The 24,082-nt window shown below is 70.1% G+C and carries 24 protein-coding genes and 2 pseudogenes; 10 read left to right on the plus strand and 16 right to left on the minus strand.

What is annotated here, in order from left to right; genetic code table 11:
• Positions 1 to 63 precede the first annotated feature (63 nt).
• Both ACTRO_RS50900 and ACTRO_RS11945 read left to right on the plus strand, forming a co-directional pair.
• Positions 64 to 644, plus strand: a pseudogene (locus ACTRO_RS50900) (PP2C family protein-serine/threonine phosphatase); the annotation flags it as partial.
• 296 nt (positions 645 to 940) lie between these two features.
• The gene (locus ACTRO_RS11945; RefSeq protein ID WP_051450692.1) at positions 941 to 1,957 is read left to right on the plus strand and encodes a phosphotransferase family protein; all 1,017 of its coding nucleotides are present in this window, start codon (positions 941 to 943) and stop codon (positions 1,955 to 1,957) included.
• 22 nt (positions 1,958 to 1,979) lie between these two features.
• Here the strand turns inward: ACTRO_RS11945 and ACTRO_RS11950 are convergent, their stop codons facing one another.
• Both ACTRO_RS11950 and ACTRO_RS11955 read right to left on the minus strand, forming a co-directional pair.
• The gene (locus tag ACTRO_RS11950) at positions 1,980 to 2,981 is read right to left on the minus strand and encodes an NAD(+)/NADH kinase (RefSeq protein WP_051452363.1); all 1,002 of its coding nucleotides are present in this window, start codon (positions 2,979 to 2,981) and stop codon (positions 1,980 to 1,982) included.
• Positions 2,982 to 3,061: 80 nt separating this feature from the next.
• The gene (locus ACTRO_RS11955) at positions 3,062 to 3,421 is read right to left on the minus strand and encodes a WhiB family transcriptional regulator (RefSeq protein WP_342673760.1); all 360 of its coding nucleotides are present in this window, start codon (positions 3,419 to 3,421) and stop codon (positions 3,062 to 3,064) included.
• Between the two features lie 199 nt (positions 3,422 to 3,620).
• Between ACTRO_RS11955 and ACTRO_RS48830 the strand changes: the two genes are divergently transcribed.
• The 3 genes from ACTRO_RS48830 to ACTRO_RS11970 all read left to right on the plus strand — a co-directional run bounded on the left by ACTRO_RS48830 (position 3,621) and on the right by ACTRO_RS11970 (position 8,402).
• Entirely contained in the window at positions 3,621 to 4,718 is a 1,098-nt protein-coding gene (locus tag ACTRO_RS48830) for a response regulator (protein WP_063627979.1), read from the plus strand.
• 1,798 nt (positions 4,719 to 6,516) lie between these two features.
• Entirely contained in the window at positions 6,517 to 7,377 is an 861-nt protein-coding gene (locus tag ACTRO_RS11965) for a patatin-like phospholipase family protein (protein ID WP_051450693.1), read from the plus strand.
• Positions 7,374 to 8,402: a 1-acyl-sn-glycerol-3-phosphate acyltransferase gene (locus ACTRO_RS11970; RefSeq protein ID WP_051450694.1), complete on the plus strand. Its 1,029-nt coding sequence runs from the start codon at positions 7,374 to 7,376 to the stop codon at positions 8,400 to 8,402. Before ACTRO_RS11965 ends, ACTRO_RS11970 begins: the two co-directional genes overlap by 4 nt.
• Here the strand turns inward: ACTRO_RS11970 and ACTRO_RS11975 are convergent.
• The gene (locus ACTRO_RS11975; protein WP_157436082.1) at positions 8,399 to 9,073 is read right to left on the minus strand and encodes a hypothetical protein; all 675 of its coding nucleotides are present in this window, start codon (positions 9,071 to 9,073) and stop codon (positions 8,399 to 8,401) included. The genes ACTRO_RS11970 and ACTRO_RS11975 overlap by 4 nt on opposite strands.
• Between ACTRO_RS11975 and ACTRO_RS11980 the strand changes: the two genes are divergently transcribed.
• A complete protein-coding gene (locus tag ACTRO_RS11980) occupies positions 9,054 to 10,043 on the plus strand; it encodes an exonuclease domain-containing protein (RefSeq protein WP_034263219.1) in 990 nt (329 codons plus the stop codon). The genes ACTRO_RS11975 and ACTRO_RS11980 overlap by 20 nt on opposite strands.
• On the opposite strand, the gene ACTRO_RS11985 is transcribed toward ACTRO_RS11980, so the two are convergent.
• Positions 10,024 to 10,974, minus strand: coding sequence for a LysR family transcriptional regulator (locus ACTRO_RS11985; protein ID WP_034263220.1), 951 nt, complete (start codon positions 10,972 to 10,974; stop codon positions 10,024 to 10,026). The genes ACTRO_RS11980 and ACTRO_RS11985 overlap by 20 nt on opposite strands.
• 126 nt (positions 10,975 to 11,100) lie before the next feature.
• Here ACTRO_RS11985 and ACTRO_RS11990 point away from each other — a divergent pair.
• Positions 11,101 to 12,377, plus strand: a pseudogene (locus tag ACTRO_RS11990) (MFS transporter).
• On the opposite strand, the gene ACTRO_RS11995 reads toward ACTRO_RS11990, so the two are convergent.
• The 11 genes from ACTRO_RS11995 to ACTRO_RS51400 all read right to left on the minus strand — a co-directional run bounded on the left by ACTRO_RS11995 (position 12,327) and on the right by ACTRO_RS51400 (position 19,289).
• Positions 12,327 to 12,617 carry a gas vesicle protein K gene (locus tag ACTRO_RS11995; RefSeq protein WP_034263221.1) on the minus strand — a complete coding sequence of 97 codons (291 nt, stop codon included), beginning with the start codon at positions 12,615 to 12,617 and terminating at the stop codon, positions 12,327 to 12,329. The pseudogene ACTRO_RS11990 and the gene ACTRO_RS11995 overlap by 51 nt on opposite strands.
• Entirely contained in the window at positions 12,614 to 12,844 is a 231-nt protein-coding gene (locus ACTRO_RS12000; RefSeq protein ID WP_034263223.1) for a gas vesicle protein, read from the minus strand. The genes ACTRO_RS11995 and ACTRO_RS12000 overlap by 4 nt, the downstream gene beginning before the upstream one ends.
• Positions 12,835 to 13,668: a GvpL/GvpF family gas vesicle protein gene (locus ACTRO_RS12005; protein WP_034263226.1), complete on the minus strand. Its 834-nt coding sequence runs from the start codon at positions 13,666 to 13,668 to the stop codon at positions 12,835 to 12,837. The genes ACTRO_RS12000 and ACTRO_RS12005 overlap by 10 nt, the downstream gene beginning before the upstream one ends.
• A complete protein-coding gene (locus tag ACTRO_RS12010) occupies positions 13,669 to 14,025 on the minus strand; it encodes a gas vesicle protein (protein ID WP_051450695.1) in 357 nt (118 codons plus the stop codon).
• On the minus strand, positions 14,012 to 14,995 hold the full coding sequence (locus ACTRO_RS12015; RefSeq protein WP_034263228.1) for an SRPBCC family protein: 984 nt from the start codon (positions 14,993 to 14,995) through the stop codon (positions 14,012 to 14,014). The genes ACTRO_RS12010 and ACTRO_RS12015 overlap by 14 nt, the downstream gene beginning before the upstream one ends.
• A gap of 5 nt (positions 14,996 to 15,000) precedes the next feature.
• Positions 15,001 to 15,531 (minus strand): hypothetical protein, encoded by a 531-nt coding sequence (locus ACTRO_RS12020; RefSeq protein ID WP_034263230.1) that lies wholly within the window; start codon positions 15,529 to 15,531, stop codon positions 15,001 to 15,003.
• A gap of 1 nt (position 15,532) precedes the next feature.
• Complete coding sequence (locus ACTRO_RS12025; RefSeq protein WP_034263231.1) at positions 15,533 to 15,799, minus strand: gas vesicle protein GvpG; 267 nt, start codon at positions 15,797 to 15,799, stop codon at positions 15,533 to 15,535.
• Between the two features lie 7 nt (positions 15,800 to 15,806).
• Entirely contained in the window at positions 15,807 to 16,544 is a 738-nt protein-coding gene (locus ACTRO_RS12030; RefSeq protein WP_211244208.1) for a GvpL/GvpF family gas vesicle protein, read from the minus strand.
• A gap of 2 nt (positions 16,545 to 16,546) precedes the next feature.
• A complete protein-coding gene (gvpJ, locus tag ACTRO_RS43185; protein WP_063627980.1) occupies positions 16,547 to 16,966 on the minus strand; it encodes a gas vesicle protein GvpJ in 420 nt (139 codons plus the stop codon).
• 46 nt (positions 16,967 to 17,012) lie between these two features.
• Positions 17,013 to 17,396, minus strand: coding sequence for a gas vesicle protein GvpO (locus tag ACTRO_RS12040; protein ID WP_084316187.1), 384 nt, complete (start codon positions 17,394 to 17,396; stop codon positions 17,013 to 17,015).
• Positions 17,397 to 17,519: 123 nt separating this feature from the next.
• Positions 17,520 to 19,289: a phospholipase D-like domain-containing protein gene (locus ACTRO_RS51400; protein WP_063627981.1), complete on the minus strand. Its 1,770-nt coding sequence runs from the start codon at positions 19,287 to 19,289 to the stop codon at positions 17,520 to 17,522.
• A gap of 386 nt (positions 19,290 to 19,675) precedes the next feature.
• Here ACTRO_RS51400 and ACTRO_RS12055 point away from each other — a divergent pair, with 386 nt between their 5' ends.
• Together ACTRO_RS12055 and ACTRO_RS49625 are read left to right on the plus strand one after the other, a co-directional pair.
• On the plus strand, positions 19,676 to 21,352 hold the full coding sequence (locus tag ACTRO_RS12055; RefSeq protein WP_034263233.1) for a glycoside hydrolase family 130 protein: 1,677 nt from the start codon (positions 19,676 to 19,678) through the stop codon (positions 21,350 to 21,352).
• Positions 21,353 to 21,687: 335 nt separating this feature from the next.
• Complete coding sequence (locus ACTRO_RS49625) at positions 21,688 to 22,662, plus strand: ricin-type beta-trefoil lectin domain protein (protein WP_245594362.1); 975 nt, start codon at positions 21,688 to 21,690, stop codon at positions 22,660 to 22,662.
• Between the two features lie 48 nt (positions 22,663 to 22,710).
• On the opposite strand, the gene ACTRO_RS12065 is transcribed toward ACTRO_RS49625, so the two are convergent.
• Positions 22,711 to 23,490, minus strand: a complete 780-nt coding sequence (locus ACTRO_RS12065; protein ID WP_169739880.1) for an STAS domain-containing protein — start codon at positions 23,488 to 23,490, stop codon at positions 22,711 to 22,713.
• A gap of 207 nt (positions 23,491 to 23,697) precedes the next feature.
• On the opposite strand from ACTRO_RS12065, the gene ACTRO_RS12070 reads away from it, so the two are divergent.
• Positions 23,698 to 24,072 (plus strand): STAS domain-containing protein, encoded by a 375-nt coding sequence (locus ACTRO_RS12070; RefSeq protein ID WP_245594363.1) that lies wholly within the window; start codon positions 23,698 to 23,700, stop codon positions 24,070 to 24,072.
• Positions 24,073 to 24,082 lie beyond the last annotated feature (10 nt).

A 24,082-nucleotide genomic window follows, 5' to 3' on the forward strand; every position in this document is an offset into this window, starting at 1 on the left:
TAGCACCTCGACATCGTCGGGCTGAAGATGGTCCGGGTGACCGAGGAGACCGACACCCAGCAGGGCCGGCGCGCCGCGCCGATCAGCCTGGCCGCGGAGATCCAGCGGCAGCTGCTGCCCACGGCCCCCTCCTGCGAAGCGGCCGAGTTCGCTCTGGCTTGTGCGCTGGTGCCGGCCAACGCGATCGCGGGCGACAGCTACGACTACGTGCTCGACTACGACACCACGGCCGCGGGACCTTCGCCACCGGCCAGCTGCTGCGCCTCGCCCTCGACGGCGGCAGCGCCCAGATCGTCAACGCCCGCCACCCCTGGCCGCTGATCCTGCGCGACGGCGCGGTGATGGCACCACACCTTGAGGTCGACATGCCCTTCGGCCTGCTCGAAGCGCGTCCGCACCGGGTCCAGGATCTCGACCTGCGCCCCGGCGACCGCCTCCTGCTCTACACCGACGGCGCGCAGGAACGCCAGGCGGAGGCCGTCGACCTGCGCCGCCTGATGCGCGAGACCGCGGAGCGCCCGCGCGAGTTCGTCCGCAGCGTGACCGAAGCGGTCATCCGGGCCTCCCACGGCAACATGCAGGACGACGCCACGGTGCTGTGCCTGGACTGGCACGGCGCCGACGCGGGCGCACGCCGCGCGCGGCGGGGCCGACCAGTAAGGACCCTGCTCCGGAGGGGTCCCGGCCGCGCACCGAAAGAATCATGGTGCGCCCCCGTGTCAGGATCCGCGGCCCGGGTACCCGACGTCGAGGCACCGACGGACTCTCCCCCCGTTCCGCGGTGCCGAGCCTCCCGCCCCGCCCCTCAAGCCCGCGGGAGGGCCCAGCGCCGCCCGCCGACTGGCAGCCAAGACGTCGGCGGGCGCCGCGCTGTGCGGGCCCGTTCCCGCTAAGGTGACAGCCACCCGAAGGACGATCATCTGATCGAAGGATGCCGCCTGTGCCCGACAGTCTGACCAAGCGCCGCGTCGACGAAGCGACCGTGGCCGTGCTGTTGCGCGAGGCCTTCGGGCCCGGGGCCGCGATCGCCCGGTGCACCGAGCTGAACGACGGCTTCTTCAATGCGGCGTACCGGATCCTGCTCGAGGACGGCCGGGACGTCGTGCTCAAGATCTCCCCGGGTCCCGCGGCTGCGCTCCTCGGCTACGAGCGGGACATCATGCGCGGCGAGGACGTGTTCTTCCGGGCCGCCGCGATCTCGGGCGTGCCGCTGCCCGAGGTACTCTATTCAGGGTTCGAACGTGCCGCCATCGACGGCGACTTCCTGGTGCTGGCCGCGCTCGAGGGCGTCACCTGGGACTCGGTCGACGCCGACCTCGACGACGCGGAGAAAGCTGCGCTGCGCACCGAACTCGGGGCGACGGCAGCGCGCCTGCACACGGTGACCAACCCCAACGGAAGATTCGGCTACCCGGCCGTCCGGGAACTGTCCGCCGACTCCTGGCCGGAGGCCTACACGGCGATGCTCGGCGAACTGCTGCGTGACGCAGAACGCTACAACGTCGCGCTGCCGCTGCCAGCCGACGAGCTGCGGCAGTTGGTCGCGGACAACACCGTCCACCTTGCCGAGATCATCGAACCCGTACTCGTCCACTTCGATCTGTGGACTGGCAACATCTTCGTCTCCACTCCGCCCGACGGGACCGCGCGCCGCATCACGGGTCTGATAGACGGCGAGCGGATGATCTGGGGCGACCCGCTGATGGAGTTCGTCGGCATGGACGTGTTCGGCCGAGCCGACCAGGACCCTGATATCAGAGCCGGATATCTGCGCGCGGGCGGCACGATCGAGGCCGGCCAGGCCGCGGAACGGCGCATCTCGCTCTACCACCTCTACATGCAACTGCTGCTGCTGATCGAGATGACGCCGCGCGGCTACACGGACCCGGGCTACCTCGAATGGTTCGCCACCGAGTGCCCCCGACGTATCTTCGCGGCCGCGCAACGCCTGCGCTGAGGAGCGGACCGGCGGCGCTCCCTCAGCGGGCCAGCGGCGGAGGGGGCACGGGCGCGCCATCCGCGACCGCGGCCGGGGCGTCGGTCAGGTTCATCCGGTTGCGCAGCCGGCTGTAGAAGTCCATCGGCGCCAGCCGCACGGCCCGCAGCCGATCCATGGCCGTATACACCGAGATCCAGTCCCCCGGGTCGAGCACGCCGCGGACCTCGCCGTCGATCGTGACGACGGCCTGCGCGGACTTCTCGAGGATGCGCAGACCGACCTGCTCCCCCGGCCCCGTGACCACCGATCGGTTGAACGTCATGTGCGGCGCCACCGGCGTGAACACCAGGCCCTCGGCGCACGGCGAGACGACCGGGCCGCCGGCCGCGAAGCTGTAGGCGGTCGAGCCGGTAGGGGTGGCGACCAGCAGCGCGTCGGCCGAGTACGAAGCCAGGAGCCGGCCGTCGACGTACACGCCGACCGAGACCTGCCGGTCCCGAGCCAGCTTCTCCACCACGACATCGTTCAGTGCGTGCACGTCGAGCGGAACGCCTTCGCCGCCGGCCTCGTCCCCGGTCACCTGCGGCGGGGGCAACCGACGGCCGCGGTCGTAGACCATCAGGCTCTCCAGCTCGGAGGGCACCTCCAAGCGCCGGGAGGCGCGCACCGCGAGCAGCATCCGGACGTCGGTCTCGAACCGGCCCTCGTGCACCGCGTTCAGCGCGGAACGCACCCGCGCGGCCGGGACCTCGGTGAGAAAGCCCACCCGCCCCACGTCGACGCCGAGCACGAGCGCGTCGTTCTTGGCCGCGAGCCGGGCGCCGCGCAAGAACGTGCCGTCCCCGCCGAGCGTGACGATCAGGTCGGGCCGGCCGGCCGCGCGCATCTCTTCGCGCGCGCTGCGCCGACCGCCCTCGCTCCACACGTCGAGGTCGGTGCACTGCACGGTGTTGCGGGAGCACCACTGCCGGACGTCCTCGGCGGCCTGCGCCGCTTCGGGCCGCCCGCCGTGCACGACCAGGCCCACATTGGTGACCGCCACGTTCGCCTCCGGCTCGATCCTGCGGCCGGTCGGGGTGCGTTGTCCTGTCGGGGCGTCCATTGCGGGGGCGACGCGCGTGGTCAGCGCCGCCGGACCCGCTGCTCGTTGATCAGCTCCCAGCGCTCCAGTTCGCTCAGGCCGCCCCACACCCCGAACTCTTCCTCGTTCTCCAGCGCATAGCCGCGGCACAGCTCCCAGACCGGGCAGCGTGCGCAGACGCGCTTGGCCTCGCGTATCCGCCGCGACTTCTCCCGGCGCTCCTCCCGGATCGCCACCGGGCCGAAGAACAGCTCCTCGGTCTCGGTCCGGCAGGCGCCGGCGAGCTGCCAGTCCAGCGCTCGCATCTCGGTGGTGCGCACCCGCGGCGCGAGCGAACGTCCTCGGCCACCGGGCCGGGCGCGGCCCACGATTCGTGCGCGGGGCACCGGCATGGTGTCCACGGTGCTCAATTCCCACAACCCTTCACGTCGCTGATCTGCGGACCTCCCCGCATCGGCCCGGCCTCACGGATAACCGCTCAGGGCACGGATAAACCGCGACTCGGCGGCGCACCACGGGTGCCGCGAGGGGGGTGCGGCCTGATAGCTTCGCTGTGCGGGCGGACCGCGATCACCGTGACGGTGAAGGCAGGAGGAGCAATTGAGCGGCGTCCACGAGGCCGGAGGCGGACGTCTCGCCGGCCTGCTGCGGGCGATGCGCTCGTTCCACGCCGGAGACGTCGCGGCGCGCGCGCCGATCGTGCCGGGTGAGACCGACGATGTCGCGGAGCTGGTCCGGCTGTTCAACGCGATCGCGGAACGCGCGCAGCTGCTCGAGGAGCGGGGCAGCGCCGCCCGCGCCGCGGCCGACGGATCCACACGCGCCTCCCGGACCGGGTCCGAGCCGCCGCGGATCGGGGCGAACGACCTGCCGGCGATCGCGGTGTTCGAGAACGCGGACACGCCGGACGGGCTCGAGCCGATGTACGCGATGGCGAGCAACGTGGTGCGCGGGCTCGGCGGCGCCTGGGACAGTGCCAAGGTGCTGCGGGTGCACTCCCCCGAGCAGCTGCGGGAAGCCGCCGCGCGCTACCAGATCCTGTGCGCCCTGCTCGACGCGCGCGGGCCGCACGAGGCGCTGGCCGCCATGGCCGACCGACTCGCCTCCGCCCTGCCCGACATCCCGGCCGTGTTCTTCGCCCCGGACGGCGACCCCTCGGCGGCCGACCGCGCGGCCGAGGCCGCCCGCGGCCACTCCCGGGCCGAGATCGCCCGCTCGGCCGGGCAGGCCACCGAGCGGCTGACCCTGCACTGGCTCACCAGCGCCCCCAGCGCCGACGAGCTCACCGTCGAGGTGGCGGACCCCGGCTACGGCAGGATCCGCTTCGGCGGCGAGAAGGTGCTGATCGTCGACGACGACGTGCGCAACGTCTTCGCCCTCGTCAGCGCCCTGGAGCTGTACGGCCTGACCGCCCTCGCCGCCGACAGCGGCTTCGAGGCGATCGAGATGCTCCAGCGCACCCCGGACGTGAGCCTGATCCTGATGGACTTGATGATGCCGGGCCTCGACGGCTACGCGACCACCGCGCGGATACGCGCCACCCCCTCGTCCGCGTACCTGCCCATCATCGCCGTCACCGCCCGCGCCGCCGAAGCCGACCGCGAACGCAGCCTCGCCGCCGGCTTCGACGGGCACGTGACCAAGCCGGTGGAAGTCGAACTGCTCTTAAGTCTGATCAGAGGCCTGATCGCTGCCTGACCGCGCGGGTCAGGCAATCGTCAGGACGTCTCGGCGACTTCCGGATGGTGATGCGCGGCTTCACTGCGAATTGATGATCGGTTGAGCGCTCATGGGGTGGGGTGGCTTGCCGGGTCAGCGTGGTGATCGTTGGGTCGTGGGCGGCCGCTTCGTCTGACCACCCGCCCACCCGTTGCGTTAGCCGGGCGTGTTGCAGTTTCAAGATCGAAAGGCGCCGCTGGCAGGCCCTTCCCTCGGAGAGAGTGCCGGGGTCCTTCGGGTGCTGTCGTTTGTGGGGCGGGCTCGGGTTCGGGGTGGTCGGGTGCCGGGGGTGTGCTCTCTCCTCGGTCGGTCCCCGGAGGCAATCAGGGACCTGCCGGGAGGTCAAGCGGCGGCGGCCCTCGTTGATGCTCGATCTTGCATCGCGCCGCTTGACCTCCCGGCAGAACCCTGATCGGGCTTCGCCTGCCCGACCGAGGAGAGAGCCCACCCCCTGGGGAGTGGTGCGAGCTGCGCTCGGGCCGATTCCCGTCCCGCGGCGCGATCACGCTCGATCAGGAAGAATCCTGCATCGCCGTTCCAGGCCGCTGTCTTCTTCTCTACTCCTTCAACGCCGGGGAACATACCCGAGTGCCCGCAAATCCCCAGAAATTTTATTTATCCGGCAAAGACCAGATACGCGGTTTTTGTCGGTGGTGGCATCTAGCATGGAAGAGTACGAGGGTCGGGGCTTGTGACGTGAGAGTGGTGGACGGGGTGGCTGGGCAGGTGGGGCCGGCAACGGTGCAGGATCTCCCCTCGGGGTGCGACCGCTCCGCGCGATCCCGCACATCGCGGGAGCACCGGATGGATCGCGCCACGGCGATGCAGCATTCTTCCGCGACGGGCACGGCTGGCCTGCAGGATTCTGCCGCGAGATCTGGGATCGGGGCCGACCGCACCAAGGCGATGCACGATTCAGCAGCAAGCGCGACCGGAGCACCGACCCATCGCACGGATCGAAGGTCGGGATGGCGGATCACGGTGATGCAGGATCCTTCCGCATCGATCGTGGCCGGCCACCGGACGGGATTCGGCCCGAGCGCAGCTCGCACCACTCCCCCAGGGGGTGGGCTCTCTCCTCGGTCGGGCAGGCGAAGCCCGATCAGGGTTCTGCCGGGAGGTCAAGCGGCGCCATGCAGAATCAAGCATCAACCCAAGCCACCGCCGCTTGACCTCCCGACAGGTCCCTGATTGCCTCCGGGGACCGACCGAGGAGAGAGCACACACCCGCAACCCCACCACCCCCAACGTCAGCCCGCCCCACCAACAACAGCACCCCACAGACCCCGGCATCTCTCTCCGAGAGAAGGGCCCCAGCCGGAGGCGAAAGCTTAAAACCCCAGCCCACCCCACCAACGCAACGGGTGGGCAGGTGGACAGACAAAACAGGCGACACGGAGCGGCCGCCCACACCACAACGATCACCACACCGACCCGACAAGCCACTCCAGGCCCCACCCACACTCAGCCGATCATCAAATCGCATTAGCGCGCCGCTTGAGGTCTCCGGTGCGTCGTCACCGTCCGTCAGCGCGGTCGTCTCCAGTATCGAATGCCCCCACTCATCCAAGCCGAGCGCCGTTGCGGACAGCCGAAGGTCGGCGAGTACCGCCCACGACCGGGCGATACCGAGCCCGGCTGGGCGGATCAGCTCTTCGCAGGTTCCCCGACGTCGACAGTGCCCTGACGGACTCGCTCACCCGCACCCGGACGTAATAACCCGGTTCGCAGCGGTTATCCGTCTCCTGTCCTGCGGCCCAGCGGAGGAGAACAGAGGATGACCGTGCGACCACGCGGTGCGACCAATCCGACCACGGCCTTCGTCTTCGGCGGGGGCGGATCGCGCGGCGCCTGCGAGGTGGGGATGCTGCGCGCGCTGATGGACGCCGGGATCAAGCCGGATCTGATCCTGGGCACCTCGGTCGGGGCCGTCAACGGCGCGTTCTTCGCCGCGCAGCCGGGCCCGGAGCGGGTCGCCCGGCTCGAGGCGGTGTGGACCGGCCTGGAGGCGAGCGGCGTGTTCGAGGGCTCGTTCGCCGGGCGGGTGAGCACCGCGCTGCGCAGCCGGACCCACTTCCACTCCAACGTACCGCTGCGGCGGCTGCTCGAGGACGCGTTGGGCGACTATGAGTTCGCTGACCTCGCGGTGCGTTTCGAGTGTGTAGCGGCGTGTATCGAACGCGCCGCCGAGGTGTGGTTCGACTCCGGGCCGGTAGTGCCGGCCGTGCTCGCCTCCAGCGCCGTGCCCGGGCTGCTCCCGCCGGTCGCCTACCGGGGCGAGCATTTCCTCGACGGCGGCCTGGTGGACAGCGTGCCCGCGGGCCGCGCGGTCGAGCTCGGCGCCACCCGGATCTTCATCCTGCACGCCGGGCGGGTCGAGCACGCGTTGGGCGTTCCGCGTCAGCCGTGGGAGGTGGCCTCCGTGGCCTTCGAGATCTCCCGGCGCCATCGCCTGCACCGCACCCTGGCCGACCTGCCGGACGGCGTCGAGGCGCACCTGCTGCCCTCCGGCGCCACGCCGCCGGCGTCCGGCGACTGGGGACGCTACCTGCGTTACCGGGACTACGGACGGACCGGCGACCGCATCGAGCGCGCGTACGTCGCGTCCGCCGCGTACCTCGGGGCGGCCGGGCTGTGATCATCAGGTTTCTGCTACGCCACACGCTGCCGCGCCGGATCGCCGGCTTCGCCCTGTTCGCACTCTGCGTGCTGCTCGCGGCGCTTCTGCTGCCCGTCGCGACGCTCGTCAGCCGGCGCGCCGGCCGCTTCGCAGCGTTCGCCCGCAGCTATCTGGCGGTGGAGGCGACCGGCCTGTGGCAGCTGGCTCGGCTGCGCAGGGCCGGGCCGGAGGCCCACTACGAGCTCTTACACCGATCGCTCGGACGCCTCTACCGCACCGCCTGCCGGCATTTCGACCTGCAGATAGCGCCGCCCTCCCCCGCTCCCTTGCTTCCGCGCGGGCCGATGATCCTCGCCGCGCGGCACGCCGGTCCGGGCGATTCCTTCCTGCTGGTCTACGGCCTGCTGGCGGTCTCCGGGCACCATCCCCGGGTGGTGCTCAGCCGTCTGCTGACGATGGATCCCTTCATCGACATACTGTTGCGCCGCACGCCCAACTGCTTCGTCGGGCTCGAGCCGGACCAGCGGCGCCGCGTCCCCGACCGCATCGCCACGATCGCGGGCACGCTCGGGCCGGACGACGCGCTCGTCATCTTCCCGGAGGGCTGCAAGTTCACCACCGCGCGTCGCAGCAGGCTGATCGAGCGGCTGCGCGCGCGTCGCGCCAAGCTGCTGCCGACGGCCCGCAAGCTCGAGCACGTCCTGCCGCCGCACAGCTCCGGCCTGTTCGCGGCGATCGACGCCGCGCCGGCCGGCACCCAGGTCGCGTTCCTGGCGCACACCGGGCTGGACTGGATCGAGTCGGTGCGCGACGCCTGGGTCGCGGTGCCGTTGACCACGCCGGTGGAGGCGACCTGGTGGACGGTCCCGGTGGAGGCGATCCCGGCCGAGGAGGCGCAGCGCGAGCAGTGGCTGCGCGAGCAGTGGCTCCGGATGGACGCCTGGATCGAGCGGAACGCGCCGGCGCCGGAAGACGCCGATGCCGGCTCGCTCAGCACGAACCGGCAACAGGCGATCACCGCGAGTGGGGACTCGACGGCCTAGTCACGCAGGCGCGCCCGGTTCTCCGCGCGCGCCTCGCGTGCCATCTCGGCCTCGACGACCGCGGGGACGGCCACCACCCTCGCGCCGAGGAAGCCGCCGATCAGCAGCAGCACCCCGCTGCCGAGGAGCAGCCAGACGCCGACGCGGCTGTGGTGGACGGCCGCGCCCGCGTCGTCGCCGAAGTACCGGTAGGCCTGCACCGCGAACATCACGAAGATGATCAGCGACGCCGCTCCGGCCAGCCGCGTCACCCAGCCGGTGCGATCCACCAGACCGAGCAACGCGACCAGTGCGACCAGAATGGCCAGCGCACCGACCGTCTTGGTGAAATCACTCTGGGTGTGGAACTCGGTGTTCACGAGCGCCTTGAGCGTCAGCTTGTCGCCGACCAGCGGCCCGGCCCAATCCACGAACGCGCTCACCACCAGGGCGGCGACGGCGAGGAAAGTCAGCGCCATCCGCCCGATCTGCCGCGCCGTCCGATCGGACTCCAATTCTGCTTCACGTACTTCACCAGCCATCAGGTTCCAGCCTCCAGCCGACTCAGTCGTTTTCGGAAGCGTCGGGTAACCGCGCGGCGCCGGGCGCAAACCCGGTTTGCTAAGGTGCTCATGATCGCCACCTCCGTGACCGGGCGAGAAGGAGTCGAAGTTGCAGCAGCCGCCGTCCACCCGGGAATCCTGGGTCGCGATCGACTTCGAGACCGCGAACCTGCACGGCGCCAGCGTGTGGGAGGTCGGCATGGTGGCGGTGTCCGAGCAGTGGGCTCCGATCGCCACCTTCCACCGGCTCATCAGGCCTCGAGCACCCTACGACGTGCAGCGGCGGTGGGATCCGGCCTACGCGCTGATGCCGCCGGAGGCCCGCGACGCCGACGAATTCGACGTCGTACTCAAGGAGATGCTCGAGTTCATCGACGGCCGGCTGCTGATCACGCATAACGCGAGCTTCGAGATGAAGGTCTTCGAGCAGAGCTGTGCGGTGTTCGGACTTCCTTTGCCAGACCTCGAATTCCTGTGTTCGCTCGAGACAGCGCGGCGGGTCTGGCCGGCCCGGTCCTACAAACTCTCGAATCTCGCCGAGACGCTGAATCTTCAGGCCCAGCCGAACCACCGCGCGCTCGACGACGCGGTCACCGCGTTCCGTCTCCTCGAGGCCGCGGCCCGCACGGTGGACGCCGGCGGCATACGAGAGCTGATTCTCGCCGCAGGTGTGCGGACCAGGCAGCTGGCCGCCGCCCTGCCGCGGCCGCTCGCCGCACCGGATGACGTCTCCCGGCCGCTCGGCGGCGGGCCGTCGAGCTGGGCCGTCCGCGCGGCCGGCACGAGGCCCGCGCCGAACTGGTTCAGTGCCCTGACGGCGACGGGTCCGTTGGCCGGTAAGACGATCCTGGTCAGCGGCGAGCACGGCGGGCTGAGCCGGAGCGATCTGAAGTCGGCGCTGGCGCGGGCCGGGGCGAGGGCGGTCAGCGCGATCTCGGGCCGGGTGGACATCCTGGCGTGGGACGGCATGGCCTCCGCACCGGGCAAGGGGATCGCCCTCGAAGCCGAGAACCGCAAGCGGACCGGGCAACGCAAGCAGCTGATCCGCTCGATCGGCCATGAGGACCTGATGGCTCTGCTCAAGCTGCACGCCGGATAGCCGGGACGTCCCATTTCGGTGTCCAGCACGCGCTTTCCGGCGTGTCTGACCGCCTGGATCCGAGGTAGTCGCGCAGGGTCGCGAGCGCCGGATGGGCGTTGTCGCCGCGCCAGATCAGCGACAGCGGGTAGATCGGCGACGGGTCGCGAATCAGGATGCGGCGAAGGTCGTAGCTGTCCGGCCACATGTACCGGGACCGCACACCGACCAGCGTCGCCAGGTCCGCCGAGTCGGCGAGCTCGTCGAGCAGGGCCTCGTTGCCGAACACCGGGCCGATCATGTCGATGGTGAGCCCGAACGCGGCGGCGAGCTCGGCGTAGTAGTCGGCCACCTCGCCCCGGGCGCCCAGGCCGGGCATCCAGATCCGGTGTCCGGCCAGCTGCGCGGGCGTGACGGAGCGGGCGTTGGCGAGCGGATGGCGCGGTCCGACCAGAAGCTCATGCGGCTCCGCGATCACCGGGCCGGTGCGGACCTTCTCGGGCAGAAGCCGTTGCGGCGGCACGCCGTGGAAGGTCGCGTCGATCGTCCCGGCCGCGACGGCGGCAGCCGCGGCGTCGACGTCGGCGTCCAGGGTGACGACGTCCAGCTCGATCTCGGGGTGCGTGCGGTAGAAGTCCTGCAGCAGCACCGCGGACGCGACGCGCCGGTTGACGACGTCGATCCGCAGCGCGCGCCGGCCGGGCCGGACCGAAGCGTCCGCCCGCTCCGCCACCCGCAGCAGTTCGCGCGCGTGCGGCAGGAACGCCTGGCCGTCGACGGTGAGCCGGGCGCCTCGAGCGGTGCGGATGAACAGGCGCACGTCGAGGTCCTTCTCCAGTGCCGCGATGCGCTTGGAGACGGCCTGCTGGGTGATCGAGAGCGCGTCGGCGGCCTCCTGGAACCTGGAGTTGTCCACGACGGCGACGAAGGTGCGCACGGCTTCGATGTCCACGCGCCGGACTCTACCTGAACAACCAGAGGTTGTGCCTTGCCGCAGAGTCAGTTGCTTGACCCGCCGGCTTCGCCTTGATTGGATTCGGCACGGTCAACGAAGCGTTGTGGAAGGCGGGTGTGCGGGGTGGCCGGACGACGGACTCTGGGGCGGCGTTTCGGCTGGCTGTGGGCGGCGTATGCGGTCAGCGCGTACGGGTCGGGGCTGGGCTTCGGGGCGTTCCCGCTGATCGCCGTCCTGGTGCTGCACGCCGGACCGGCGCAGGTCTCCGCGCTCTCCGCGATCGGACGGCCGTGGGCGCGCTGCTCGCGCTACCGCTCGCACCGTGGGTGGAATTGCGCCGTAAACGCCCGGTCATGATCGCGATGGACCTGGCCCGGTTCGCGGCGATGGCCACGGTTCCGGTCGCCTACGCGTTCGGCGTGCTGAGCTTCGCGCAACTGCTCGCCGTCTCAGCCGTGCTGGCCACAGCCAAGATCGTCTTCAATTCGGCCAGCGGCGCTTATCTCAAGACCCTGGTTCAACCGGCGGACCTGCTGGTGGCGAACGCGCGGTTCGAGTCGACGAACTGGAGCTCCATCGCCGTAGGGCCGCCGCTGGGCGGCGCGGCGATCGGTGTGTTCGGCCCGGTGACGACGGTGGTGGCCGACGGACTGAGCTACCTGCTCTCGGCGCTGGGCGTCCTGGCGATCGGCGGCCGGGACGAGGCTCCGGCGCCGTCGGCCGGCAAAGGCCGGGTACGGGCCGGGGACCTGCTCGAGGGCTGGCGCCACATCCTGACCCATCCGGTCCTGCGCGCGCTCTACCTCAACAACCTGACCGTGGGCGGCCTGATCATGGCCACCGAGCCGCTGCTGGCGGTGCGCCTGCTGCGCCAGCTCGGATTCCCGCCCTGGCAGTACGGTCTCGCTTTCGCAGCACCCTGTGTCGGCGGTCTCATCGGCTCGCGCCTCGCCAGCCGGTTCGTGGCCCACTACGGCCGGCACCGGGTGTTCCGGATCGTCGGCGCGCTGCGCGCGGTCTGGCTGATCGGGTTGGCCTTCATCCGCCCCGGCGTCGTCGGCCTGCTCACCGTGATAGCCGTCGAGCTGGCGATCATCGTCAGCATGAGCCTGTACAACCCGGTCCTCGCCACCTACCGGCTCGAGCAGACCCCGCAGCACCGCGTCGCCCGCACTCTGTCGGCCTGGTCGATCGGGCAGCAGGCCTCGATCGCGACGTTCACCGCACTCGGTGGACTGCTCGCCGGAGTGACGAGCACGCAGACGGCCCTTACGGTCGCCGGGCTGCTCATCCTCGCCAGCCCGCTACTGCTGCCGCGTCGTGAGCAACCCGTGCCGGACGCGTCCGCATCACCAGTCGTCGGCGAGCAGAGTGCCGAGCGGGCCGAGGTCCAGGCCTAGGTCTTCGCGCCCGATGCCGTGGCTTTCACACAGTTGCGTCATACGTTCGTCCAGCAGCATCAGCGCGGTGCCGAGCCGCTCTTCGCGGTCAGGCGAAAGATCGCCCCGATCGATCCGCCGGATCGCCTGGCGTTCCATCAGCTGGCGCAGCAACTCGACTACGGTCAGGACCAGGCAAGCCAGATCACGCGCGGGTTCGGCCGGGTCGAGGTCCACCCGTGCGGTGGTCGCGGTGCTCACAGCGGCCCGCCCTCGTGCCAGGGCGCCGGTAGGCTGTCGCTGACCGAGGCGAGCAGCGCGCGCAACGAGAGCCGGATCAGCGGGACGTCCGCCAGCGCGATCACGAGGTCGCCTTCGACGACCACGCCGGTCGCCAGCACCCGGTCGAGCAGGTCCACCAGCGGCACGCCGACCGGCGCGTCGCTGTCCGGGCCGGTCCAGGGGTGAGCGCGTTCGATCAGAGGCATGATTCAGTACTCGTTTCAGCGAACGAATACGGCACCCAGGGCCCAGACGCCTCGATCTCGACGGCGACGGTGTCCGCCCGCAGCGCGTCGATCGCGGCGTGCAGCTGCTCGGCGTGGTCCACGTTCACCAGATACGCGCCGTTGAACAGTTGGACGCGGTGCTTGCCGGTCACCTGAGCGCCGTGCGGACGGCGGCGGACCGCGCCGTCGGCCAGAGCCCTGATAGCCGCGTCGATCCGCTCGACCTCGGCCAGTGCAGCCGCCTGCTTGGCCTCCTGATCCTGCCGACGGGCGCGCACCCGGTCGAGATACGCCCGGCCGGCCCCGGGCGCGGGCACGGATGCCGACGGCGATCGAGGCGGCTCCGCGCCGTCTCGGGGTGCGCCGATCTGCTTCGCGTAGACCTTCACCGCCCACTCCGCGTGATCGCGCAGTCGGTCGAGGAGCGCGCGGAACTGGCCGGCTTTGGCCTCGAGCGACGCGGCGGCCCGGTCCGCGTCGGTGAACAGGGTCGCGAAGGGCAGCGGAATCACCGGGCCGGAGGCCGCGACCGTGGTGACGATCGAGTGATGCGTGCGCGCGAGGACCTCGAGATCCGCCGGATCGGCGAGCCGGCCGCGCAACGCCTCCTCGGAGAACTCGGCGGCGGGCACGTCCTGCGCGACCACCACCAGGCCGGCGGCCTCGCCACCGAGCGCCAGCCGGTAGGGGGCCGAGCCGCCCGCGTATCCGCCGCAGCCGACGGGCGGGCCGCCGTCAGTGTCCTGAACCGCGAAGATACACGTCAGGGTGCTGACCTCGATTTCGGCGAACGCGCCCACCATTCACGCTCCCGCCGATTCGCCGACGAGCTGTTCGAGCTGGGCGACGCGTTCGAGCAGCTGCTGCCGCTCGGCCTCGTGCAGCGCGCCGGTCGAGGAGAGCGCCGGATCGGTCTCCCACCAGTCGACCCCGGCCTTGCGCGCCGTCTCCACCGACGAGATGAACAGCCGCAGCCGGATCGTCAGCAGTTCGATGTCGAGCAGGTCGATCTTCACGTCGCCGACGATCACGATCCCCTTGTCCAGCACCCGTTCCAGCACGTCGGCGAGGCTGGCGGTCGCCGGTGCGGCCCAGGGCGAGGGATCTCGGTCGGTGCGGTGTCCGTAGCGGTCCGTGGTCGCCGTGTTAACGCCGGTCATCCTCTTCCTCATCCTCGTCTTCGTCGTAGTCCTCGTCGTCGTAGTCCTCGTCTTCGTCTTCGTCCTCGTCGTAGCCCTCTTCCTCGCCCTCGCCCTCGCCGTCCTCGCCCTCGTACTCCTCCTCGCCCTCCTCCGGCTCCTCTTCCTCGCCGGAGCTGACGACCTCGCCGTCCTGGATCTCGCCGCGCCAGCCCTCGACGTCCTCGTCCAGGTGCAGCGACACGTGCCGGGCGAAGTGCTTGAGGTCGAGCCGCAGCCGCCGGCCCTGGGCCCGCCAGATGTTCGCGGTCTTCTCGAAGAATCCGGCCGGCGTGTACTCGACCACGACGACGATCCGGGTGAGGTTCGGGCCCAGCTCGTGGAAGGTGACCACGCCCTCCGTGCTGCCCTTGGCGCCCTCGGAGGTCCAGTGGATCCGCTCGTCCGGGACCTGCTCCTGCACCGTCGCGGTCCAGCTCCGGTTCGAGAACGCGATCTTGGCCTTCCAGCTGGTGGTGACCTCGTCCTTCGCGTCGACGCTCTGCACGCCCTTGACCATCGAGCCGAACTCTTCGAGCTGCGTCCACTGGTCGTAGACCTTGCGGAGGGGCACGGGCACGTCGATGGACTCGATGATGTTGATGACCTTGATGTTGCCACCGCCTCCGCCACCGCCTCCGCCGCCGTCGCCGTCGCCCCCGCCCATCCCCGGGATGGCGTTCTTGACCTTGCCGCCGAAGCCCTTGGCCCGCTCCTTGAAGAACGAGCTCGCCGGGTTCTCACCCTTCAGCGCCCGCGCGCCCGCCTTCATCGCGGGCGAGGCGTCCTCCGACGAGATCGCCGAGTCGGTCAGCCGCCCGACGACGTCGCCGATCTTGCCCTCGGACTTGTCGACGAGGCCCTGGGCCACATGGCTGAGGTAGTTGACGAGCTCCTTGCCCAGTTCCTCGAGCCCGCCGCCCTTCTTCGAGTCCTCATCCTCCTTCGCCATCCCGCTCACCGCCCCGCCTTGGCAGGGTGGCGGCCCGGCGTCTTCTTGGCCGGCGCCTTCTTGGCGGCCGCGCGCTTCTTCGGCTTCGGACGCGGGGGTTCTTCCTCGTAGCCTTCGTCCTCTGCCTCGTCCTCGTAGTCCTCGTAGTCCTCGTCGGCCTCCTGGCCCTCGTCTTCGTCTTCCTCGGCTTCCTCGTCCTCTGACGGGCCGCCCTGCTCGTGCAGCTTCGCCATCGCCTCGGTCCGGTCGCGCAGCGAACCGCTCAACGAGCTGACCTGGCGGTCCACCGCGGCGGTCGCGGCCGTCTTGACCGCGCCGAGAAGATCGTCGCGCACCTGATCGCGCAGGCCCGCCAGCTGCGGGTTCTCCGTTAGCTGGCGCATGCCCGCGGCGGCCAGGTCGCCGGGCGAGAGCTTCAGCCGTCGCCCCGCGGCGAACATGGCGAGTCCCAGGGCGAGCTTCGCCTTCTTCGTCCGCCCCAAGAAGTAGCCGCCCGCCACCGCCGCGGCCATCGCAGTCCTGCAGGTTTTGTCCATTTCACGTGTCTCTTCTCGCTCCGTGGCCTGCCTTGGCTTTTTCCTGGGCCTGCTCGAGCAGGTCGAGCAGGCGGTCCTCCTCCGCCTCGAACTCCTCCTCGCCGAGGTCTCCGTCCTCGTAGGCGTGGTTGAGCGCGGCCAGCTGGGCCCGGAGCGCGTCGGCGCTGTAGAGCTCCCGTTCCGCCGTGTCCAGCAGCAGATCCGCCACCCACGCCGTCCCCCGCACCGGCGCCAGCGGCAGGAGCAGCAGTCCCGAGATCAGTCCCATGACCCCGTCACACCCCGACCGGCTGCGGCGTCGGCTGCGCGCAGAAGCTGTAGCAGGGCAGCGGGCCGGTCAGGCGCAGCTCCGCGTGCGAGGCGGCTTCCGCGGCGAGGCGTTCGACCGCCTCGGAGACCGCGTCGAGCTGCCCGAGGTCCACCAGGAAGCTGATGTTGGCGACGTACCCGTCGGCCTCGGGACCCGGCACCGCGTCCTCGACCAGGTCGAAGAGAAGACGCCGTGCCTCCTCGGCCACGAGTTCGGCCCGCTGCCGCAGACCGTCGGCCACGGCCTCTCCCAGCCGGATCCGCGCGGTGTAGTCGGGGTTGCGCTCGACCTCGGCACGCAGCCTGCGGAGCTTCTCGCTCCCCCGGACCAGCTCGGCCAGCCCGCGCTCGACCGCCGCGACCTTCAAGTTCATCTCGGCCCGGCCGCGCACCCGCTCGAGCGCGGCGAGCTTCGCCTCGGCGTCCCGCTCGAGCGACGCGCGCAGCGACGGCTCGTCCTCGGCGATCAGGCCGAAGGTGGCCGGTAGCAGCGGTGCCGTGCGGGAGAGGCGGGTGAGCACCTCCTGATGCGCCATCACGTCGCGGCGCCGGGCGCGCACCAGCGCCGGCGCCGGGCTGACCACGGCCGCGATCGGCCCGGCCGGCAGCAGCCGCACCGGCGCGGACGCTCCTCCCACGCCGCTGAGCCCGGCGGGCACGGCGCCCTCGGCCGCGGTGGTCACGCCGTACACATACAGGCGCACGATCAGGCCTCCTGCTTCTGCTTGCCCTTGTGGCGTCGCGAGCCGTGCTCGTCCTCGTCGCCGCCGATCAGCGAGTCCTTCAGGCCCTTGGCCTTCTCGCCGGCCGAGCTGATCGCCTTCTTGCCGCCCTTCTTCGCCGCGCCCTTGGCGGCGCTGCCCGACATGCCGCCGAACAGCTCGGGCACGGTGCGGGTGGTGCGGTCGTGCTCCAGATCAAGCCGGTTGCAGACGTCGGCGAAGCGCAGGTAGGTGTCGACGCTGGCGACCACGATCCGGGCGTCGATCTTGATGATCTCGATGCCCACCAGCGATATTCGGATGAAGGCGTCGATGACCATGCCGCGGTCCAGGATCAGCTCCAGCACGTCGTACAACGTGCCGCTCCGGCGGGCGTAGATGACGTCGTTGGTCAGGACAGTCACGGCGGCGTTGCTCCTCGGGTCGGGATGGTCCGGGCGGCGGGCGTGCTCACGCGTCGGCGGTGCCCCGGTGGTAACGTCGAAGCCTGCGATAGCCGAGCAGGTCGCCGTCCTGCCCCAGGTCGACCTCGTAGGTGGCCATCAGGCTCATCGTGTCCGGGATCCGGCGCAGCTCCACGACGTCCACGCAGACCCGCCAGTTCCCCTCCTCGCCGCGGCTGACCTCCGAGCTGCCCTCGGCCGGGTGGTCGATGAGCCCGCTCAGGCTCGCCGCCGCGCGGCGGGCGGCGTCCTCGGCGTTGGCGATCCGGGACGCGCGCTTGGACTCACGGCCGGACGCACGGCCGGACTCGCGCTGGGGTGCGCGCTTCCCGGCGCGCGGGCGGCTGGAGCGCGCGGAGCGGCGCTCGGCGGTGGCGGCCTCGGATTCCATGGTCCCCAGTCTTCGTGGGGCCGGACCGGGGTGCACTCCGGAATGAGCCGAAAGTGGCGGGGCGGGCCGCCATCGCGGCCCGCCCCGCCTCGGGACGATCGAAAAGCAATCAGAACACGGGGCTCAGCTGACGTTGAACGCCGTGTCGTCGATGACGAACGAGGTCTGGTCCACGGAGTCCTCGGCGCCGGTGAACTTCAACGTGACGGTCTGTCCGGCGTAGCTGCCCAGCGTCGTGAACGTGTGCTGGGTGTAGCCGGTGTTCGCGTTGAGGTTGGAGTAGGTGTAGAGCGTCGTGAGCACGGTGCCGGAGCTGTTGAGCACCTGCAGCTTCAGCGTGTCGTAGGCCGTGGTGGTGCTGGTCTCTGCCGTGTCGATGTGCATGTAGAAGGTGAACTTGTACGTCGAGCAGCCGCTGGGCACGGCGACGGACTGGGAGAGCGTGTCGGTCGTCGTCTTGCCGTAGCCGTCCAGCCACGCGTCCCAGGTTCCGCTGTGCGGCGGCTCCTTGCTGTTGTCGGCGATGACGCCGGAGGACGCCGTCCACGGGGCGGCGGTGCCGGTCTCGAAGCCCGGGTTGCCGAGCAGCTGTGCGGCGGTGCAGCCGCTGCCGCCGCCGGACGCGCTGATGGTCCAGGTGAAGGACGCGGAGCCGGACGGGCCGGTCGAGTCGGTCGCCACGACCGTCGTCGAGTAGGTGCCGGCGGTGGTCGGCTTGCCGGAGATCGCGCCGGTGCTGGAGTTGATCGACAGGCCGGCGGGCAGGCCGGTGGCGGTGTAGGCCAGGGTGCCGCCGGCCGCGTCGGAGGCGGAGATCTGCAGGCTCGCGGCGGTGCCGACGGTGCCGGTCTGGCTGCCGGGGTTGGTCACCGTCACCGAGCCGCTGCTCGTGCTCGATCCGAAGTCGGTGTCGAAGGTGTTCTCCACCCCGCTCAGCACGCCGGCGTCGGACACGATCAGGCCGAGCTCCCGGTTGCTGTTCAGCGAGTTGGCGGTCATGTTCTCGGAGCCGAGGAACACCTTCGCGCTCGAGGTGCCGTAGTCGGCCACGACCGTCTTGGCGTGCACGTAGAAGCCGGTCGAGGACGTGTAGGTGGTGACCTTGGCGCCCGCGGCCTCGACCTGGCTGATGCCGGAGGCCCACTCGTTGCTCTCGTTCTCGAGCACCAGGCGCACCGTCACGCCGCGGTTCTCGGCGGCCACGATCGCACTGAGCTCGGCGGAGTCGGAGAACTCCTCCTGCTCGATGTCGAGGGTGTGCTGGGCGCCGTTGAGCAGCGCGACGATGTGGGTCTGCGAGTCGGTCGGGGACCAGACCAGGTCGTCGCCGTCGCCCGGGGTGATCGAGGTCTTGGCGAAGTCGGCGTTGAAGACCGCGACGATCGCGTTGACGTCGTTCAAGTCGGTATCGAAGACCCCGAAGTCGCGCGAGGTCGAGTAGTAGGTCGTGTCCAGGTTGCCGGTGGAGATGTAGGACTCTTTGTTGTCGACGGTGACCGTCTTCTGGTGCGTGTAAGTGAACGACGACGAGGAGTAGGTGACGCTGACACCGCCGGCCTGCAGGGCGCTGTAGGCGGCGCTGTTGACGGAGGTCTCCTGGCCGTCCAGGATGACCCGGACGTTCACGCCCGCCTTCTCCCGGGCGATCAGGTCGTTCTCCATGGTGGTGTCGCGCAGCTCGTACATGGTCATGTCGATCGAGCTGGTGGCCGCGTTGACGAAGCTGTAGATCGAGCTCTCGCCCTGGTCCGGCAGGATCAGCAGCGAATAGGTGCCGCCGGCCGCGTGGGCCGGCGCGGCGGCGAGGGCGGTGGCCGCCGCGGTGGTGGCGGCGGCGAGTGCGAGCCCGAGCCGCCGGGTCGCGGCGGCTGTGCGATTGCGCTTGCGGGGCATGTGGGTGGGGCCTTTCGAGATCGGTGGGTCGCCGATGAAGCGGCATCCGGCAGGTTTCCCGGACGATGCAGAGGCTTGATTACCCAGGGGCGCCCGCGTCATGACGCTCGCGTGAACGGCCGATGCGAAGACTTGACGGATCGTCACATCTGCTCACTGATCGGCGCCGCGATCGGCAGCCCTCGACCGCGATGCATCCGATGATTTAATCGAGCCCCGAGACCACGGCCTGCGGATATCGTCGATCACTGATCGCAGGGCCCGCAAAAGGTCGGTGCTCTGCCTTGACGCGCCGCAGTGCCGGTGTAACCCTGTCTGCGAGCCGTGACAACGATGTCATATGTCTGCCACGGTCTACTCCGCCACCACGTGATCAAGGAGGACCGGTGCACCTGTTACGCACACTCACCTGCACGACCGGCCGGCGCCGGCCGACGCGCGTCCTCGCGCTGCTGTGCCTGCTCGTCGGAGCGCTGTTCGCGCTGCCGGCGACGGCCTCGTACGCCTCGGACTACACCGCGAGCAACCTGCCGGACTGGGCGATCGGACCGTTCACCCGCCAGCCGCAGGCGAATCCGGCGCCCGTCCTGACCGCGAACCCGAACGACAGCTGGGAATCGCAGCACGTGCTCAACCCGGGCGTGGTGTACCGCAACAACCAGTTCGACATGCTCTACCGGGCCGACGGCGGCAACCCCGACCAGATCGGCCTGGCCACCAGCACCGACGGGCTCAGCTTCACCCGCAGCGCGAGCAACCCGGTCATCACGAACAACGTCGACCCCTACGAATCCGGCGGGGTCGACGATCCGCGGCTCTACGAGCTCAACGGCACGTACTACAGCTTCATCTCCGGCTACGACTGGTCCAACAGCCCGCCGCAGACGATCATGGAGACCACGTCCACCGACCTGGTGCACTGGACGACGGCCGTGCCGATCATCAACACCAACTACGACCCGGCGGTCGTTACCGACGGGAACGACACCCCGGTCCTGATCAACACCCAGTACGGCCAGCGGTACGTGATGTACTTCGGCGACTCGGATCCGGCGAAGGGCCGGTTCATCGCCTACTCGACCGACATGCTGCACTGGACGAACATCACACCGTTCACCATGAACTTCCCGAGCGACTACGCGCCCTGGGAGATCTGCGTGACCGTCACGAACTACCAGACCGTCGCGAACGGGCCTGTTAACCACAACATCCTCATGTTCGTGGCCGGCACTCTGATGGCGCACGACCGCTGGTACTACGGGATCAGCGAAGTCGAGTTCTCCTCGACGAACCTCACCCAGCAGCTGGGTCAGCTCACCGAGGCCTCACTGAGTCCGGCCGAGCCCTACGAGCTCAACGGGCGCACGGCCAATACGGTGTTCATGAACTCGATCCTGTTCCACAACAACCAGTGGTACATGTACTACGGCGCCGCCGACACCTCGATCGGGTTGGCCACCGCGCCGTTGCGGCCGAGCGCGCAGACCGCGTTCAGCTCGACCGGATTCGAGCCGGGGCAGCGGTATCCCGATTGGGCGGACGTCGTCGACACCGGCGGCGGCCAGAGCGGCGGGATCAGCAACGTCACGGCGTATCCCGGCTACGGCCTGACCGGGCCGGAGACCAGCATGCGCCAGGAGAACGCGCACAGCGGAACCACGGCCCTGATGTACTCGGGAGACGCGACGGGCGGCACCGCCGACTACGCCTACACCAAGGTGTTCGACACGTCGGCGCATCCACCGGCCATCGATTCCGGCACCACGCTGTCGTACTGGATCTACCCGCAGAACTCGGCTGCCAGCACGTGCGTCGCGCTCGACATGGTCTTCTCCGACGGCACCGCGCTGCGCAATCTCGGCGCCGTCGACCAGAGCGGCAACCGTCTGCATCCGGCCTCCCAATGCGGGCATCTGACGCTCAACCAGTGGAACCACGTCACGGCGAACATCGGCGCCGTGGCCGCGGGCAAGACCTTGCAGCGCATCGACCTCGGCTACGACCAGCCGGGCGGCAACGGCACCTACCGCGGCTACGTGGACGACATCAGCCTGACCGGCTGACCTGGCTGATCCGGCTGGCCCCGGCCGGCCTGCCGACATATGTGAACTGATACAACAAATCCGGCCCGCGGCAACGGCTTCCGCCCTGCCGCGGGCCGGCGCGTTTCCGGCCGAGGCCGCAGCCCAAGCGGATCCGTGCCCTGATTCCGCCCTGCGTCCCGGCGGTCCGGGCCGGTTCCGGAAATCGGCATTCGCGGCGGTTTTACCCGAAGTGGTCTTGACCACTGCTCCGGGCCGGGCGTACGGTCCGGCCAAGGTTCGTAAAGTTACCTAACCATCTGCGGCGGCCGCCACACCCACCTTCGGCAGACCACCACCAGAAGGGACCCACACCCATGCGCTTGACCAAGCGCCACCTGACCATGCTGGTCACGGCGCTGCTGACGGCGGCCATGGCCGCCCTCGGCATCGTCGCCGCGACCGGCACGGCCCAGGCCAGCACGACGCGCAACTTCCTGGTCACCCTCTACGGCTGGCCGGACAACTCCCCGCCCGGGAACGACATCGCCTACCCGGCGAGCGACGGCAACCCCACCCTCCACAACGCGGCCGGCGGCACCGGCACCTACGCCAACCCGATCACCTACGCCACCGACGAGTCCGAGCTGGCCGTCGGCACCATCGTCTACTACTCCTATCTGCACCGGTACTTCATCATGGAAGACGACTGCGTCGAGTGCGACCAGGACTGGAGCGGATCAGGGTCCTACCACATCGACCTGTGGATCGGCGGCCAGGGCGGCAACTCCAACGACGTGATCAACTGCGAGGACGACCTGACCCAGGACTCCGCCCCGGTGATCGTCGATCCGCCGAGCAACGAGCCGGTGGACACCACGCCGCTGTTCAACTCCTCCACCAACGCCTGCTACAACCCGGCCGGCTTCACCGGGGGCGGAGGCGGCGGCGGGACGACACCTCCGCCGGGCGGCTCCACCGGCCCGGTCACCGGATATCAGGGGCTTTGCCTGGACGACCGCAGCGCGAGCACCGCGAACTACAACCCGATCCAGGTCTACACCTGCAACGGCACGACCGCGCAGTCGTGGACGGCCGAGTCCAACGGCAGCCTCGAAGTGCTCGGCAAGTGCCTCGACGTGGACGCGGCCGGCACCGCCAACGGCACCAAGGTGGATCTCTACTCCTGCAACGGCACCGGTGCCCAGGTCTGGCAACACCAGTCCAACGGCGAGCTGCTCAATCCCGCCTCCGGCAAGTGCCTCGACGACACCGGCTACGGCGCCGCCGGCACGCAGGTGCAGATCTGGTCCTGCACCGGCACGTCCAACCAGGACTGGACCGTGCCTTAAGCACACTCCGTCTCGGCCCGCCCCGGCACTTCGCCGAGGGCGGGCCGGTCACAGCGCGAGGTCGGCGAGACTTTCGGCGGTCAGCTCCTCCGGATCGCCGCGCCACTCCTCGGAGACCGGCTGATGCGTCGAGACGACGCCTAGCAGCCCGTCCGCGGTGACGACCGGGATCGAGACGCAGGAGCCGACCCCGGAGCGGATCAGCACCTCGAGTTCGGGGCTGCCGGCGAAGATGGGCGAGTTGGACACGTTGCGCACGTAGACCGGGCGCTGATCGGTGGCGGCGGCGCCGCAGCTGGTGCCGTAGCCCCGCACCGTCTCGAAGAACGAGGAGAACCGCTGGCCGAAGCCGGGAGTCGCGACCAGCCGCAGCGTCCCGGTGGCCTGGTGGAAGTACTGCGCGCTGCCCATCCGCGCACCGGTCGCCCTCATCGCCTGGGCCAGCGCGTCGGACAGCGTCTCGACGTGCGCCTGCGCCGCGTCCTCGGCCGCGACCGCGAGCCCGAAGTCCCAGGGGTAGGGCAGACCGGTGGCCTGCATCACATAGCGCACCGAGCTGTGCGGGTTGGCGATGTCGAGACGGATGCCGAGCTCCGCCAGCCGCAGATACTGCCGGTAGATCGCCCGCGCACCCGGGACGTCGCAGAACGTCAGCCGGCTCAGGTCCAGGGTCAGCCGGTTCGCGGCCCGGAACCGGACCCGCTCGAGGAGCGCCTCGAACGCCGAGACCGAGCCGTAGTCCAGCTCACCCGCCACATGCAGCAGCACCGTGCGCTCGCTCACGGTGACCGCGGAGCGCAAGGCCGAGCCCGGGGACGACCACCTCACTGCCTGACTCCGATCCAGCACATCCACCCACCATAGCCTCCGCGGCCGTCGCGTCGCGCATCACGTCGCACCGAATAACCCGACGCTGGTCGGGCACCCGAAGACGGACGCCGCAGGCTGACGGCGCGAACGCGGACCGGTGGGCTTCGCGGCGGCCGACTGCGCGCGCGCCGACAACAAATCAGTGTATTACCATTAGTGCGCGGAGTGAGTGACGTGGAGAACTTCGACACCCCGACCATGGCGCGGATCGAGCGGGGCATACGCGTGATCGCCGACGGCCCGCGACTCGCCTTGCACGGCGACCTCGACATCGACACCGCGCCGGTGCTGCTCGACGTCGTCTTCGCGCGGCTCGCCGACTGCGGCCGGCACGGCATGGCGCGGCTGGAGATCGACTGCGCCCGGCTCGACTTCTGCGACTCCAGCGGACTGGCCGCGCTGCTGCTGGCGCGGCAGCGATCCGAGGAGGCCGGGGTGGGCCTGAGCCTGCGCCGGCAGCCCGAACATCTGCGCCATCTGCTGGAGCTCACCGGGATTCGCGCGCTCTTCCCGCCCGAGCACCCGCCGGATTCTCCATGAACGTTTCGGC

It is taken from the genome of Actinospica robiniae DSM 44927, assembly GCF_000504285.1.
In the GTDB taxonomy this organism is placed as follows: domain Bacteria; phylum Actinomycetota; class Actinomycetes; order Streptomycetales; family Catenulisporaceae; genus Actinospica; species Actinospica robiniae.

Excerpts from the sequence above, each read along its gene's own strand:
- ACTRO_RS12025 (WP_034263231.1), bottom strand. The coding sequence starts at position 15,799 with ATGGGACTGATCTCGGGACTGCTGCTCCTGCCGCTGGCGCCGGTGCGG.
- ACTRO_RS49625 (WP_245594362.1), top strand. The coding sequence starts at position 21,688 with ATGCGCTTGACCAAGCGCCACCTGACCATGCTGGTCACGGCGCTGCTG.
- ACTRO_RS12010 (WP_051450695.1), bottom strand. The coding sequence starts at position 14,025 with ATGACCGGCGTTAACACGGCGACCACGGACCGCTACGGACACCGCACC.
- ACTRO_RS12015 (WP_034263228.1), bottom strand. The coding sequence starts at position 14,995 with ATGGCGAAGGAGGATGAGGACTCGAAGAAGGGCGGCGGGCTCGAGGAA.
- ACTRO_RS12005 (WP_034263226.1), bottom strand. The coding sequence starts at position 13,668 with ATGGTGGGCGCGTTCGCCGAAATCGAGGTCAGCACCCTGACGTGTATC.
- ACTRO_RS51400 (WP_063627981.1), bottom strand. The coding sequence starts at position 19,289 with ATGCCCCGCAAGCGCAATCGCACAGCCGCCGCGACCCGGCGGCTCGGG.
- ACTRO_RS11965 (WP_051450693.1), top strand. The coding sequence starts at position 6,517 with ATGACCGTGCGACCACGCGGTGCGACCAATCCGACCACGGCCTTCGTC.
- ACTRO_RS12020 (WP_034263230.1), bottom strand. The coding sequence starts at position 15,531 with ATGGACAAAACCTGCAGGACTGCGATGGCCGCGGCGGTGGCGGGCGGC.
- ACTRO_RS12000 (WP_034263223.1), bottom strand. The coding sequence starts at position 12,844 with ATGCCTCTGATCGAACGCGCTCACCCCTGGACCGGCCCGGACAGCGAC.
- ACTRO_RS12040 (WP_084316187.1), bottom strand. The coding sequence starts at position 17,396 with ATGGAATCCGAGGCCGCCACCGCCGAGCGCCGCTCCGCGCGCTCCAGC.